This is a genomic window from Amycolatopsis sp. DG1A-15b, from assembly GCF_030285645.1.
GTDB lineage: Bacteria > Actinomycetota > Actinomycetes > Mycobacteriales > Pseudonocardiaceae > Amycolatopsis.
Map to the genome: position 1 here is coordinate 7,320,261 of NZ_CP127296.1, position 14,942 is coordinate 7,335,202.

The 14,942-nt window shown below is 71.1% G+C and carries 12 protein-coding genes; 5 read left to right on the top strand and 7 right to left on the bottom strand.

Annotation, left to right across the window (positions count from 1 at the left end; all coding sequences use genetic code 11):
* Window positions 1-162 precede the first annotated feature (162 nt).
* From QRY02_RS33620 to QRY02_RS33640, 5 genes are all read left to right on the top strand, one after another.
* Entirely contained in the window at window positions 163-894 is a 732-nt protein-coding gene (locus QRY02_RS33620) for an OmpA family protein (protein ID WP_285986821.1), read from the top strand.
* Window positions 895-908: 14 nt separating this feature from the next.
* Window positions 909-1,319 carry a hypothetical protein gene (locus tag QRY02_RS33625; RefSeq protein ID WP_285986822.1) on the top strand — a complete coding sequence of 137 codons (411 nt, stop codon included), beginning with the start codon at window positions 909-911 and terminating at the stop codon, window positions 1,317-1,319.
* Window positions 1,320-1,376: 57 nt separating this feature from the next.
* Window positions 1,377-1,853, top strand: coding sequence for a DUF6932 family protein (locus QRY02_RS33630; RefSeq protein ID WP_285986823.1), 477 nt, complete (start codon window positions 1,377-1,379; stop codon window positions 1,851-1,853).
* A complete protein-coding gene (locus tag QRY02_RS33635) occupies window positions 1,850-2,734 on the top strand; it encodes a hypothetical protein (RefSeq protein ID WP_155540591.1) in 885 nt (294 codons plus the stop codon). The genes QRY02_RS33630 and QRY02_RS33635 overlap by 4 nt, the downstream gene beginning before the upstream one ends.
* Window positions 2,735-3,039: 305 nt before the next feature.
* Complete coding sequence (locus QRY02_RS33640; protein WP_285986824.1) at window positions 3,040-3,705, top strand: DUF4190 domain-containing protein; 666 nt, start codon at window positions 3,040-3,042, stop codon at window positions 3,703-3,705.
* Between the two features lie 294 nt (window positions 3,706-3,999).
* Here the strand turns inward: QRY02_RS33640 and QRY02_RS33645 are convergent, their stop codons facing one another.
* The 7 genes from QRY02_RS33645 to QRY02_RS33675 all read right to left on the bottom strand — a co-directional run bounded on the left by QRY02_RS33645 (window position 4,000) and on the right by QRY02_RS33675 (window position 14,940).
* Entirely contained in the window at window positions 4,000-6,747 is a 2,748-nt protein-coding gene (locus QRY02_RS33645) for an AfsR/SARP family transcriptional regulator (protein WP_285986825.1), read from the bottom strand.
* Between the two features lie 443 nt (window positions 6,748-7,190).
* Window positions 7,191-8,093: an ectoine hydroxylase gene (gene thpD, locus QRY02_RS33650; RefSeq protein WP_285986826.1), complete on the bottom strand. Its 903-nt coding sequence runs from the start codon at window positions 8,091-8,093 to the stop codon at window positions 7,191-7,193.
* Between the two features lie 31 nt (window positions 8,094-8,124).
* Window positions 8,125-8,517 (bottom strand): ectoine synthase, encoded by a 393-nt coding sequence (locus tag QRY02_RS33655; RefSeq protein ID WP_003071625.1) that lies wholly within the window; start codon window positions 8,515-8,517, stop codon window positions 8,125-8,127.
* Window positions 8,518-8,529: 12 nt separating this feature from the next.
* Complete coding sequence (gene ectB, locus QRY02_RS33660) at window positions 8,530-9,783, bottom strand: diaminobutyrate--2-oxoglutarate transaminase (RefSeq protein ID WP_285986827.1); 1,254 nt, start codon at window positions 9,781-9,783, stop codon at window positions 8,530-8,532.
* A 15-nt stretch (window positions 9,784-9,798) separates the two neighbouring features.
* The gene (gene ectA, locus QRY02_RS33665) at window positions 9,799-10,353 is read right to left on the bottom strand and encodes a diaminobutyrate acetyltransferase (RefSeq protein WP_353069617.1); all 555 of its coding nucleotides are present in this window, start codon (window positions 10,351-10,353) and stop codon (window positions 9,799-9,801) included.
* 179 nt (window positions 10,354-10,532) lie between these two features.
* Window positions 10,533-13,577, bottom strand: a complete 3,045-nt coding sequence (locus tag QRY02_RS33670) for a patatin-like protein (RefSeq protein WP_285986829.1) — start codon at window positions 13,575-13,577, stop codon at window positions 10,533-10,535.
* A 127-nt stretch (window positions 13,578-13,704) separates the two neighbouring features.
* Window positions 13,705-14,940: a DUF445 domain-containing protein gene (locus QRY02_RS33675; protein WP_285986830.1), complete on the bottom strand. Its 1,236-nt coding sequence runs from the start codon at window positions 14,938-14,940 to the stop codon at window positions 13,705-13,707.
* Between the last annotated feature and the right edge of the window lie 2 nt (window positions 14,941-14,942).

The following is a 14,942-nucleotide window of genomic DNA, read 5'->3' on the forward strand; positions in this document are numbered from 1 at the left end:
GGGGAACCACCCGTCTCCAGCCTATCGACCACCTCCGACAGAAAGTGCCCAACCGAACACGATCCCCGCAGTTGTCCACATGTCGACTTGCCTGGGGACAACTTGTGGATTACCACCCGGATTCAGGTCGCCAACCCGCCGCACCCGGCTTACAGTCCCCTTATGCGTCGGCGCTGGATCCTCGTGGTCCCGGTTGCGGTGCTGGTCACAGCGCTGCTCGCGGGGGTCGCCACCTGGACCCGGTCCGGGGGCATGGAGCGGGACCTGGCCGCGCGGGCTCAGACCGCCCTCTTCGAGGCCGGGCTCCCCACCGGGGATGTCCGCTTCGACGGGCGGGACGCCACCCTGAGCGGATTCCCGCCCGACCAAGCGCTGAGAGCCCTCGAAATCGTGCAAAAGGTCGACGGCGTCCGGGCCGCCAAGGTCAACGGCGATGTCACCCCCGTGGCGCCCAGCAGCACCACCGCGCCGCCCGCGCCGACGACCACCACCACCACGAGCCCGCCGCCGACCACCAGCACCACCGCTCCGCCGCCCACCGACAAGGCCGGTGTGCAGGCCGAGATCGATCGGATGCTCACCGAGGCGCCCATCGCCTTCGAGCCCGATACGGCGAAGCTCACCCCTGACGGCGAACAGGCCGCGCGCAGTGTCGCGATCGCTCTCGCCAAGGCGCCCGCCGGCTTCCGGTACCGCGTCACCGGGCACGTCGCCCGGGGGCCCGGTGGCGAGCGCGCCGCTCTCAAACTCTCGCGGGACCGCGCCCGGGCCGTCGCGCGGATCCTCACCGCCAACGGGCTGGCGGCCGGCCGCGTCACCTACCGGGGGCTGGGCGACACCCGGCCGGCCACCGGCGGCGAAGAAGACCGGCGTGTCGAGATCACGGTCGTTTGAGGGGTGATGAGCTGATGTTCTGGCTGTTCGGACAGATCTGGCTGTGGCTGATCGCCGCCTTCGCCCTCGGGGCGCTGACGTCTTGGGTCGTGCTGCGCGCCACCCCGCGTCCCCAGCCCGAGCCCGCCCGGGAACCCGAACCCGACGACGAAGCACCTCCGTACGAACCGCCGCCGCCACTGTCGACCGAGCAGACGCAGTTCATCCCGGCCGCCTGGGCCCAGCACGCGCCCGACCCGCGCGCCGAGGTCCACGACGACGAAGAACCCGATCCCGTCGGCCACCGCGAGGGGCACCTGCCGCTGCCGCCGCAGCGCGGGGCGCAGGCCGAGGACTGGCCCACCGAAGAAGAACCCGCCTGGCCGCAGGCCGAAGAGCCACCGGACGCCACCCGGCAGTGGCAGCAGCCTGGGCGCGGCGGCTGACACCCATCCTGGTAAGTTCGGCTACGCACTGTGAGCGAAGGCTGAGAAGGGGGTGGAGTGGCGCTCCCCCATTGGACGTCGCAGCAGGTCCTGCCGCCGGGCCGGCACGCGGGTGACCTCGCCGACGTCTACGAACGCCTGGTGTTCGACGCCCCGCACCAGAACGACCGCGAGATCCTCTTCAGCGCGCTCAACAGCTACCTCGGCGTCGCCCGGCGGATCATCCCGTCCGGCCGCGCCTGGATCGGCGGCGAGCTCATCACCCGGACCGCCCACCCGCCGCAGAGCCTCGACGTCGTCCTCATCCCGGACGAGTGGGGCGCGCTCAAGCGGCTCGACGACGCCGGCCGGTCCGCGCTCTACGGCCTGCTCACGCTGCGAGGGGTGATCGTCGGGCAGCCGGCGATGTACCTCGACCAGGTGCAGCCGGTCGGCGGCATGCTGGACGGCTTCCTGTGCCGCCCCGGCGACGAAGACGTGTGGGCCGAGGTCTGGGCCGAAGGCGGCAGGGGCTACCCGGAGATGATCTGGTGAGGAACGAGTTCCGGCGCATCGCCGACGAAATCCCCGGCGGCACGTGGCTCGACGACCTGGCCCGCGCCTCGGCGATGGCGGCCAACGCCAAGTTCGAACGGACGTCCCGCTCGCCGCTGCTGCACGTCTCGGTGATCGGCGAGCAGACCATCGACGCGTACACCTTCTCCGACATCAGCCGCGCCCTGCAGGACGCGACGGCGAAGATCGGGCACATCATCCGGAACCCGTCCGGCGAGGTCACCCAGGTCCAGCAGACCGACCGGGACAAGGCGCCGCTGATCCAGCGCGGCCAGGCCGGCAACGCGATCTTCTTCGGCTTCCCCGAACTCGACGTCTCCGACGACGCCCTGATCGTCGACGGCATCGAGACGCTGTCCGAGCGCGCGGTCAAGGAGCTCTGCGACTTCCTGCCGGCGAACGGCTCGGACGACGGCGCGCTCGACGCCGTGCTGCTCCAGCGCGACACCGTCCGCAACGCGGTGAGCGACATCGTCAACGCCGTCGCGAAGAACGCCGGCATCGGGATGGCGCTGACCCCGACCGCCGGCGAGCAGGTCACCCGCAGCATGACCACCGAGCAGGCGCGGATCCTGCAGGGCAGCCTCCGCGAGTCCCGCGAGGAAGTCGGCTACGAGACGGTGCGCGGGCGGCTCGACGGCGTCCGCACCCGGCGGCGCATCTTCTACCTCGACCGCGAGTCGGGCGGCACGATCCAGGGCGCGGTGGCCCCGGACCTGCTCGACGAGATCAAGGAGAACCTCGACCGCCCGGTGACCGCCCGGCTCCGCGTCGTGCGCACGACGACGATCGACGGCCGTCGCGGACGGCCCGTCTTCGAACTGCTCGAAATCACCCCGGAAGTAAGCCTTTTCGACTGAGAAGTCCGGTATACGACTTCGTCTTGAACGCCGGTACCGACGGTCGTCGTAGGCCTCACGGCGGTGCCCGGATGCCCGTACGATATTTACGATACCCGCTGCGAGGTCGCGAAAGGCCGCGTCGAACAGTGGGAACTCCGATATTCTTCCCATTGATCATCGGGCCACACCATGCCCGCGATGTCAGGAAATATCGATACCTGACCCCAAATGGTGGGACAATGACTTTTTCCAGAATGTAACAATTTCGTTCGGGGCCACACTTATGGGTTAACGTCGTCGCACTCCCACCCGAAGGGGTTCGCATGATGACCGACCCGCAGTACCCGCCGGCCACCGCGCGCCACGGCCGACCCGCGCCGCCGGTGACGGCCACGGAGCGTCGTCAAGCCAATGCGAAGCCCGCGCGGAACATCCTGGCGATCGTCGGCCTGCTGCTCGGCGTGGCGGCGCTGGTCGTCACGTTCGTCCCGGATGTCGAGTTCGTCGCGTGGCCGCTGGGCGGGATCGGGCTGATCCTGGCGATCACCGGGCTGGTCCAGGCCAAGAAGGGCGCCGTGGGCGACCGCGGGGTGGCGATCACCGCCACCACCGTCACGGCCGCCGCGCTGCTCACCACGGCCGGGATGCTGCTGTACTCGACCTTCTTGGGCGGCGGCGAGTCCGGGCTCCACCTGCCCGCGGTGGCCACCGACAAGCACGCCGTGACCTTCCAGGTCACCTCCGCCGGCGGCGCGACCGTGCGCTACGGCAGCCTCAACGACCAGCGCACCGAAAACGCGCCCGCCAGCACCGACGCCTGGCAGGGGCAAGCGTCCTACAACAATGGCTCCTACCTGTTGACGCTCACCGCCGACACCCGCAATGCGACGGTCAGCAACGAAATCCGCTGCGCCATTCTCGTCGACGGCAAGAAGGTCGCGGAAAACAGCGGGACGACGATCGCGCTCTGCACCGCGAACGTCAGCTGAGCCGGCGCGGCACCCCCGCCTGGCGACCGGCCGGCCTACCCCCACGTCGGCCGGCCGGGCCGCCACGAGCCGCTCCTGGCGGCTCCGGACCCCGCGGTGGTTTCCCGCGCGGGGCCTGGCACCGGCGTCTCCGCCTGCCCCTCCCCTAGGGCTCTGCCGGCACCGCCGAACCTACGCGGACACCGCCCGCGCCCACTAAGAATCCACTAAGGATTCAGCGCACAGGCGCGGTCGTGACCCATTCGCAATGAAATTCCGGGCGCCGATCCGAACGGCCGCAGTTCGAGAAAGCCGTTACTGAAGATCGGCGAGTTCGGTGCGCACCTCACCGACGAGCTTCGGGTGCACGCGCTCGTAAATGCGCACCGACAGCGCCAGTTGTTCACGCGCGCCGTCGATGTCGCCCTTGGCTCGCAGCACCCGGCCCAGCGTCAGCCGCAGCGTCCCTTCCCGCGCGACGAACTCGCGGCTGATCGCCAGATCGATCGCTTCCCAGACGTACCGCTCGGCGGCCTCGAGGTCCCCGGCCCGCAAGCTGAGCTCGGCCAGCTTGTCCAGGGAGACGACGGCCTGGACGTCGTCGCCCAGTTCGCGGTCGATCCGCAGGCCGGCGCGCTGGTGGGCGATGGCGTCGGACAGCCGGCCCGCTCGCTTCTCCGCCTGCGCGCAGCTGCTGAGCGCCTGCCCGCGCAGGGTGACGTCGGGAGCGTTCGCGATGGCCTCGGCCAGCCGCTCGATGGCCCGTTCGTGCTCACCGAGCCGGCTCAGCGCGCGTCCGAGGTGCAGGTCCACCGACGTCCGCAGCCGCTCGTCGGCCGAGGCGGCGGACAGTTCCGCCGCCCGTTCGGCGTCGGCGAGCCCGGCACCCGGCAGCTCGAACGTCAGCGCGATCTCGCACCGCGCGAGCCGCAGCCAGCACTGCCCCGCGACGTCGCCCGCGGCTTCGGCGGCGGTGACGCCGAGGTCGGCCATCCGCGTCCACTCGTCCAGCAGCGGGCACGCGACGCGGTAGGTGTGGGCCAGCCGGGCCAGCCGCCACACGTCGTCGTGACGGCGCGCGGCGTAGGCGGCGTCGAGGACGGCCAGGAGGTTCGGCCACTCGGCCGCGAACCAGTCGTGCGCCTCGGCGAAGCCGGGAAGCGGCGGCATCGCGTCGTCGGCGAGGACGTGGGAGAAGTCGAGCGGGTCGGCGATCCGGCCCAGCCGGCGCCGCGCCCGGTCGGCCACCGCCTGGTAGTAGCGGACCGTCCAGCCGAGCGCTTCGTCGCGCTCCTTGTCGCCGAGTTCCTGCTCCGCGAGCTCCCGCAGGTACAGCCAGACGAGGTCGTGCGGCACGAAGACGTCCCGCTCGGTCTCGGCGATGAGGTTGTGCGCGGCCAGCGTGCGCAACCGCCGCCGGGCCTCGGTCACCGTGATCTGCGCGACCGCGGCCATCACGTGCGGCCCGACCATCACCCCGGGCACCGCGCCCAGCTGCAGGAACGTCTCCGCGACTTCGCCGGGCAGGCCTCGGAAGGAGACGTCGAACGCCGCGCGGACACTGTCGTCGGCGCCGTCGACCTGCAGCCCCGCGAGCCGGGTGCGTTCGTTGCCGAGCTCGTCGACGAGCTCCTCCGCGGTCCGCTGCGCACTCGCCGAGAGCCGCGCTCCGGCGATCCGCAACGCCAGCGGGAGGTAGCCGCAGAGCCGCGCGAGGGCGTGGTTGAGGCTCGCCGGGCCGGCGAGTTCCTCGATGAGCGCCACGGCGTCGTCGGGCGCGAGCGTGCCGAGCACGCGCTGCTTGGCCGCGTTCGACACGGCGAGCCCGTCGAGGCGCGAGCGGCTGGTCACCACCGTCATCGTCCGCGCGCTCGGGGGCAGCAGCGGGCGCACCTGCTCGGCGGTGCGGGCGTCGTCGAGCAGCACCAGCATCCGCCGTCCGGCGATCAGCGAGCGGTAGAGGGCGACCCGCTCGTGCAGCAGCTCGGGGACCTTCGCGGTTTCGACACCGAGGCCGAGCAGGAACTGGGTGAGCAGCTCGGCCGGCTCGAGTGGCGGGTGGTGCGGGTCGAAGCCGCGCAGCGACGCGAACAGGACGCCGTCGGGGAACCGCGGCGCGGCCCGGTGCGCCCACCACACGACGAGCGAGCTCTTGCCGACCCCGGCGGTGCCGGTGACCACCGCGATCGTGGTCTGCCCGGCCTCGGCCCGGGTGACCAGGCCGTCGAGCCAGGCCAGTTCTTCGGCGCGCCCGGCCAGGTTCGGCACCGCCGCGGGCAGCTGCGAAATCGCTTTCGCCGGCTCCGCGCCGGCGGCCGGGGCGACGACGTCCCGCGCCGGGAGGTCGTCGTTGAGAACGCGCTCGTGCAGCCAGCGCAGCTCCGCGCCGGGCTCGACGCCGAGGGTGCGCAGGGTCGCGCGGGAGACGGTCCGGTACAGCTCGAGCGCGTCCCCGCGGCGGCCCGCGTGGTACAACGCCCGCATCAGCTGGCCCGCGGTCCGTTCGGCCAGCGGATCGGCCCGGACGATCGGGCTGAGCTCGACGATCAGTTCCGCGTGCCGGCCGAGTTCGAGGTCGGCGTCGACGCGGGCGCCGTGCACGGCGAGGCGGAGGTCCTCCAGCTCGGGGGCCCGCAGGGAGTCGGGCACCCCGCCCAGCGCGGGGCCCTGCCAGAGCGCGAGCGCTTCGGCCAGCAGCGCGGCGGCGGCTTCCGGCGTCGCCAGGGACGCCCGGTCCAGCAGCGAGCGCGCCCGGTGGACGTCGATCAGGTCCGGCTCGACGTCCAGCCGGTAGCCCGGCGGGGTGGTGAGGATCCGCGGGCCGTCGAGGTCGCGCAGGATGCGCCGCAGGTGGGAAACGTTGCCGTGGACGATGGTCCGGGCGGTCGCCGGCGGGTCGTGGCCCCACAGGGCGTCGATGATCTCGTCGAGCCCGACGACCTTGCCGGGCCGCAGCGCCAGCAGCGCGAGCAGGCCGCGAACCCCCGGTCCGCCGATCGGGACGGGCTCGTCGCCGTGGAAGAGCTGAACGGGCCCGAGCAGCTGGAGCCGGGTCTGGGCCATGCTCGCGCCCACCTCCCCGGGTCCACGGTGTCCCCGGCGTCGCCCCCGCCGGAAAAATCAACCTACCGTGATGGCCCGCCGGCGAATACCGCCCCACCGGGCCGGGACCAGGACCTATCGCGGCCGCTGCGGATTCCGCTGCGGGTGTGGTGCGCCCCTGCGATTGACGCGGACATGACAGGACCCCGCACCACCGGTCCCGATCCGGTGGTGCGGGGTCGCCGTCAAAACTCCCGGCCGGGCCGCCAGGGGCCGTCCGCCCGTCCGCCACCGAGGGCAACCAGGCGGGTGAGCTCACCCCGAGCGAAGTACCCGCCGCCGGTCGTCCGCGAAGACGTGTTGCACGGGCCACACACCCGCGCGGTGGCGACACGGTAACAGGGCGCACCGGGCCGGTCACCGGCGGGTCAGGATCTCCGGCTTCCCGGGGACTCCGGTTCGGCTCAGCGCCTGATCGGCGTCGAATCGCGGCCGGCGATGAACGCGGGCCGGGGCGTGCCGGCCGCGAACGGCTCCCGCAGGGCGTTTTCCACGCTGTTGAACACCAGGAAGATGTTCGAGCGCGGGTACGGGGTGATGTTGTTCCCGGAGCCGTGCATGATGTTCGAGTCGAACCACAGCGCCGAGCCGGCCTGGCCGGTGAACTGGTCGATGCCGTGCTCGGCCGCCATCTTCGTGATGTCGTCCTCGCTCGGCACGCCCACCCGCTGGTCCTTGAGCGAGCTCTTGTAGTTGTCGCCCGGCGTCTCCCCGGCGCACTGGACGAACGTCCGGTGCGAACCCGGCATGATCATCAGGCCGCCGTTGAACGGGTGGTTGTCGGTCAGCGCGATGGAGCAGCTGACCGCCCGCGGCGTCGGCATGCCGTCCTCCGCGTGCCAGGTTTCGAAGTCCGAGTGCCAGTAGAAGCCGGTGCCCTTGAAGCCGGGCATGTAGTTGACGCGGCTCTGGTGGACGTACACCTCGGAGCCGAGCAGCTGCCGCGCCCGGTCGAGCACGCGCGGGTCGCGCACCAGCTCCGCGATCAGGCCCGAGATCTCGTGGACGTCGAAGATCGACCGGACCTCACCGGTCTTCGCCTCGGTGATCACGCGCTCGTCCCGGGCGAGCTCCGCGTCGGAGGACAGCCGCACCAGCTCCTGCCAGTACGTCTGGACCTCCCCGACGGAGAGCAGGTCCTCGACCACGGTGTATCCGCGTGCCTCGTGGTTCGCCAGCGTGGCGGCGTCGATCGGGCCGTCGGCTTCGGTACCCCACACCGTGGGGTGTTCGCGCGGCAGGTGGGCCGGCGTACCGGCGATCCGGGTCGGGTAAGCGTCGTCGACCCGGGTGTCCGTCAGCGTCACGGGCTTCGCCTCCTGTGTTCCTCTCCGGTGCTTATGCGTCCTCGGTGATCAGCGGGTACACGCCGTTTTCGTCGTGCACCTCGCGGCCGGTCACCGGGGGGTTGAACACGCAGACGCACTTGATCTCGGTCTTCGGCCGGACCTGGTGCTTGTCGTGGTCGTTGAGCAGGTAGAGCGTGCCGGGCTTGAGCTCGTACACCTTGCCGGTGGCCAGGTCCTCGATCTCGCCCTCACCGGAGGTGATGAACACCGCCTCGATGTGGTTGGCGTACCAGAAGTCGTTGACCGTCCCCGCGTAGAGCGTGGTCTCGTGCACCGAGAAGCCGACGCCCTCCTTGGCGAGGATGATCCGCTTGCTGCGCCAGTTCTCGGTCTTGATGTCGGCGTCGGTGTCGGTGATCTCGTCGAGTGTGCGGACGAGCACGGGCAATCTCCTTTACTTCTTGAGGACGGCCTTGATCGACTCGTCGATGATCGACAGACCCTGCGTCAGTTCGTCGTCGGTGAGCGTCAGCGGCGGCAGCAGCTTCATGACTTCGCCGTCGGGGCCGGAGGTTTCCATCAGCAGGCCGCGCGCGAACGCTTCCGCGCAGACGCGCCCGGCCAGGTCGCCGTTCGCGAACTCGAGGCCGCGCGCCAGGCCGCGGCCCTTGGCGAACAGGTTCGCCTCCGGGTAGGCCTCGACGATGCCGCTGAAGGCGCTCGCGATGCGCTCACCCTTCGCTTTCGTCGACTTCTCGAGCTCGTCGTCGCTCCAGTAGACGTCGATCGCTTCCTTGGCGGTGACGAACGCCGGGCTGATCCCGCGGAAGGTGCCGTTGTGCTCGCCCGGCTCCCAGACGTCGAGCTCCGGCTTGATGAGCGTCAGCGCCATCGGGATGCCGTAGCCGCTGATGGACTTCGACAGGCAGACGATGTCCGGCGTGATCCCGGCGTCCTCGAAGCTGAAGAACGGTCCGGTGCGGCCGCAGCCCATCTGGACGTCGTCGAGGATCAGCAGGATGTTGTGGCGCTTGCAGAGGTCGTCGAGGCCCTTCAGCCACTCCAGGCGCGCGGCGTTGATGCCGCCCTCGCCCTGCACGCCTTCGACGATCACCGCGGCCGGCTCGTTGAGCCCGCTACCGGAGTCCTGCAGGAGCTTCTCGAAGTAGAGGAAGTCCGGCATCGCGCCGTCGAAGTACTGGTCGTACGGCATCGGGGTGGCGTGCACCAGCGGGACGCCGGCGCCGCCGCGCTTCATCGAGTTGCCGGTGACCGACAACGCGCCCAGCGTCATGCCGTGGAAGGCGTTGGTGAAGTTGATGACCGACTCCCGGCCGGTCACCTTGCGCGCCAGCTTCAGCGCGGCCTCGACGGCGTTCGCGCCACCCGGTCCGGGGAACACGACCTTGTAGCCGAGCCCGCGGGGGTCGAGGACCTTGTCGCGGAAGGTCTGCAGGAAGTCGCGCTTGGCCACGGTGAACATGTCCAGGGCGTGGGTGACGCCGTCGCGCTGGATGTAGTCGACCAGGGCCTGCTTCAGCTGCGGGTTGTTGTGCCCGTAGTTCAGCGCGCCGGCCCCGGCGAAGAAGTCCAGATAGGGCTTTCCGCTTTCGTCGTACAGCCAGCTGCCCTGCGCGCGGTCGAACACGACCGGCCAGCCGCGGCTGTAGCTGCGTACTTCGGATTCGAGCTCTTCGAAGATGCTCATGTGTTCGTTTCTCTCCTAATCGCCCGGATTCGTCGGCGCGGTCAGCGGACCGATGCGGTAAAGCTCTTCCGGCAGGTGCCCGGCTTCGGGGAAATCCTCCCCGCCGAACAGCACACTGGTTTCCATGGCGGCGTTCCACCGCTTCGCGAACGAAGTGAACAGCCGGATGGACGCCTCGTTGTCCGGGGTGATCGTGGTCTCGAGGTAACGCACCCCCTCGCCGACCAGGCGCGTGTACAGCGCGTCGAGCAAGGCTCCGGCCAGGCCCTTTCCCCGCTGGGACGCGTTGACCGCGACCTGCCAGACGAGCGCTGAGTCCGGCGCGTCCGGCCTGCGGTAGGCGATGACGAAACCGACCGCCTCGCCGTCCTCACGCGCGACCACCGAAGACTCGGCGAAATCGCGGCACCACAGCATGTATGCGTACGGCGAGTTGAGATCGAGCTTGGCGGAATCGCGCGCGATTCGCCACAGCTGCGCGCCGTCCGCCTTGGTCGGGGATTCGATCAAGTGCGTTACGGACATACTCAGGAAACGTAACAGAGAATTTTCGGCCTGCCAGCGACGCAGCTCACGGCCCCCGCGATGACCTGCGGGGACGCGATGTACCCGGTGAGCAGTCGCACAAACATGTTTCAAGTCGCCGGCACCTGGGCACACGCACGCTCATGGCGCGGGCCCACGGCCCGTGACGTACCCGCACCATGAACCTTCCCGCCCGTGATCGCAAGGCGACGGGCCGAAATCGCTCAGCGCGAACTCGGTGCCGGCGTGCGTTCCACCGTCTTCCGGGGCGACCGCCCGGCCACTTCGAGCACGACGCCCTTCGCTTGCCGGTTCCGGTCGCGGCGGTGGCCGAGGCGGCGCCGGAGAGCGCTCAGCGGCGTCACGACCGCGGGCAGGAGCAACAGCCCGGAGACCACCAGCCACCACACCGCGCCCTCGCCGCGGCGCCAGCCGGCCACCACGTCACCGAGCCAGCCGAAGAACGGCCGGGCGAGCGGGGGCAGGAACGCGGCCAGCAGCAGCGCCGCCACCACCAGCGCCCCGAGCGCGGCGAACAGCCACCGCACCCGGTGGCCCGTCGTGAGCAGCGCCGTCGCCAGGTAGACCACCGCACCCGCGAGGACGGGGAGCCCGACCCACTGCAGGACCGCGCCGCCGTTGGTGCCGATCACCAGCCCGGCCAGCAGCGCCAGCAGGCCCGCGGTGAGCGAGCCGGCCGTGCCGAGCCGGGACGCGCCCTGCGAGACCCTCGCCGTGCTCCGGGCGACCGTCCGCAGCATGCCCGCGACGGTCTGCGGCCAGCCGCCGGGCAGCCGGAACGCGATCGTCCCGGCGTTGACGGTGGCGGCGCCGAGCGCCACGAGCGTCCTGGTCAGCCGTGCGGTGCCCTGCTCTCCGGCGAGCTTCTCCGCCGAGACGCGGCAGGCCTGGAACCGGGCCTGGGCGGCGTCGACGTCGACCCTCGGCAAGTCCTCGGCCAGTGCCTTCTCGATGCCCGGGCGGTCGTCGGCGTCGTAACGCGACGCGAGCGTGACGACCGGAAGCTCTTCCGCGGCGATTTCGGCCTGCCGCGCCCGGGCCAGCACCATCGCCGTCACCGGCAGGCTGATCGGGCGGTGGTCCCCGAACGCCACCGGTGCGAGGTCGGCGTCGAGGCCGAGGAACGCCAGCTCGGCCGTCAGCTGGTCGCGCAGCTGACCCGCCTCGGCCGGCGTGCACCGGTCGCGCTCGTCCGGCGTGCGCCAGCCGGGCTCGAGCGCGGCGACGAGCTCGTCGCGGAACCGCTCCGGCCCGACGACGTCCCGCAGCGTTTCGAGGCGGACCGGGTCGAGCAGGCACTGGACCAGCCAGCCCGCGCCGTCGATGCGGCCCCACATCCAGTCGCTGGCCCGCCACGACGCCTTGTAGAAGGCGCCGAAGTAACTCGCCTGCATCCCGGTCAGCTTGTCCCACGACCGGCGCCGCGTCATGTCCAGCAGCGTCCGCGAATCGGCGCTGACCTGCACGAGGTCGACCCGCTGGTCGACCGACGGCGCCTGGGCGAGCAGCCCGCGCGTCGCCACGTGCAGGGTGACCAGCCGGGCCTGGACGACGTCGTCGCCGCCCGCGGCGTCCGGGCCGAGGGCCAGCCAGTCCAGCAGGGTCGTGACGGTGCCGGACTTCCCGGGCTCGGCGTCGGCGAGGGCCCGCAACGTCGGCGCCGCCGCGCGCAGGCCCGCGACCACCTTCGGCCACGCCTCGGCGACGGCGGCCGAGCGGCCCAGCCCGGCCCACTCCTCGGCGAGCTCGCGGATCCACACCTCGAGGGTGCTGCTCGCGCCGGGCCCGGGGTGCGCGGCCACCCACTGCGCCAGCCGCACCCCGCGGCCGGCGGTCCGGCGCGCCGCGTGCAGCTGGGCGCGCGCGTCGTTGAGCGCCCCCGCGCGCGCCGCGTCCGGCCGGAGCCGGAACCCGGCGTTGATCAGCTGCAGGCCGGTCGCGACGGCGTCGTCGAGGGCGGTCGTCCGGTAGCCGACCAGCTCCGTCACGCCGAGACCGGCGGGAGGCGGCCCGGCCGGGACGCCGCTGCTCAGCCCGGTCACGGCGATCGCCCGCAGCTGCCGCGACATCCCGGACGCCCAGTCGCGGTCCGGGGTGTCGGCTTCGGACAGCGCGTACCGCCGGGCGGCGGCCCGCACCAGCTCGGCGGCGTCCTCGGCGGTCCGCCGCTCCAGGTAGGCGGCGGCGATCCGGGCGTCGACCAGGCATTCCGGGCCGCCGCGCAGGCCCAGCGCGGCCAGCGAGACCCGCGTGTCCCGGGCGCGGAGCACGGCGTCGTTGTGGCGGGTCAGGTCGTCCAGCTCGGCGCTGATCGACTGGCTCATCACGGTGTTGACGACCTTGGCCATGGCGTTCGACAGCAGCGGCGGGTTCGCCGGATCGCACTCGACGGCATCGGTCACGCCTTCGCCGGTGGGCACGACGTAGAGCAGCAGCCGCCGGACGTCGGCGTGCGAAGTGCGCTCGAAGATTTCGCGCAGCGCGGGCCGCAGCGGCTTGTTGAGCAGCACCCCGCCGTCGGTCAGCCAGTGCGAACGGGTCAGTTCCGTGTACGGCGTCATGTCGGGGTGCAGCCGGTCGGTGCCGCCGGTGCCGATCGGCATCCGCGACAGCTCGAACGCCCCGGGGAAGGAGGCGGTGGAGCGGGCCGCGAGCGCGAGCGGTCCCTCCACCCCGATCGTCCACAGTGGACCACAGAACCGGAAGAGCATCCGGTGTTCGGTGTCCCGCACCAGGTTCCCGAGCGCGTCGTCGAACTTGGTGGTCTCGCCGTCGATCATGGTGCCGGTGAGCAGCACGGTGATGTCGGGCTCGTCCTTCGGCGGAGTGCCTTCGGCGGTGATCTGCCGCAGCGCGCGCTCGACGTCCCCGAGCAGCACGCGGTCCCCGTCGAGCACCGACCGCGGCTGCGCTTCTCTCGCGTCCCGGATCAGGTTCTCCAGCGAACCGGTGGTGATCCAGGTGTCCCTGAGCACCTGCGGCGTGGAGCCGAAGGCCTCGGCGAGGCCGAGACAGGCGGCGTTGATACCGCCGGCGCTGGTCCCGGTGAGGACGTCGATCGAGACGCTCGCCCGCAGGACGTCGAGCAGGCTGCGGTACAGGCCGGGTGGGGCGTCCCCGCGTGACTCCCGCAGCAGTTGCGACGTCTCGGTGGCGACCCCGCCCATCCAGATGGCCAGGCTGGCCCCGCCGACCATGGTCATCGCGAGCCGGATTTCCTGCTGCCACGGTTCCGCGGTCTCGGCCATGGGAGTCTCCCGGCGAATCGGTCTTCCTGACGCAGAGTAGAGGCGGCAGGTGACGACCGGGATACGTCCGCGGGTACGGCCGTTCGGGTGGACTTGTGCGCCCGCCTGGCCGCCGGCGGGCCGCGGGCTACGCCGCCAGGTGCTCCAAGATCAGCACCTGGGCCTCACCGACCGCGAAGCCCAGCACCGCGCCCGTCGCGATCAGGATCCACTCGTCCTGCTCGAACGCCGGGCGCAGCAGCCGCTCGAATTCCTTCGGCGACAGCTGCTTCATCTTCGACACCAGCACATTGCGGATGTCCATCGCGTCGGTCGCGTAGTCCTCGATGTAGCGCATCGTCTCCGGCAGGCGGGACATGATCTGCGACGAAATCGCCAGCTTCATGTCCTGGTACCGGCGGCTGCCGACGGCGAACACCAGCAGCGGCTTCGCGACGCTGCCCAGCTCCCGGTCGAGCTGGCGCTGGATCAACGCCAGCACCCGGTCCGACAGCGGCCCGTGCAGGATCGCCTCGATCACGTTGTGCGGGGTGATGATCTCCTTCGCGATCAACGACCCGTAAGCCTCCGCCACTTCCGCGCGCCGCTTGAGGAACAGTCCCTGCCACTGGATGCCGAAGTAGCGGCGCGGCTCGATCGGGTAGAAGATCATCCGCAGTGCCAGCCAGTCCGTGAACCAGCCGGTGAACAGGCCGAAGACCGGCATGATCGGCGGGAACTTGAACAGCACCCACGCCACCATCTGGACGACGCCGATCGCGCCGCCGAACACCAGGCCGGACCGGGCGATGAACTTGAACTCCTTCGCGCCCGCCTCCTGGAAGATCCGGTTCAGCAGGCGCTTGTCCTTGACCAGGCTGGTGACCACCATGCCCTTGAGGTCGAACACGCTGTCCACATCGGACTTGATCAGGTCGAGCACCGCAGCGACCATCCGCGGCGACTCGTGCTGGACGCGCTCGATCACCAGCCGCTGCACCCGGACCGGCAGCGACTCCCAGAGCCCCGGCTGGTAGTGCCCGGCCACCTCGCGCACGATGTCCTCGACGCCCGCCAGCAGTGGCTTCTCGATCTCCTTCGCGATCCGCTCGGCGTCCAGCCGCGCCACCACTTCGGCCGGCTTGATCAGCTGCTCGGTCATCGTGTCGCAGGCGATGCTCGCCATCCGCGCCGCGCGCTTCGGGACGATGCCCTGCCAGCCGAGGAACGGCTTGACGCCGACGAACTCCACCGGCTGGAACATCATCCGGATCGCGACCAGCTTCGTGCCGTAGCCGATCAGCGCCGCGACGACCGGGATCGAGACGTAGAGGGGCCAGTGCTGCGCGAAGTCGGCGACGATACCGGCGAGGAACGACCCCATCC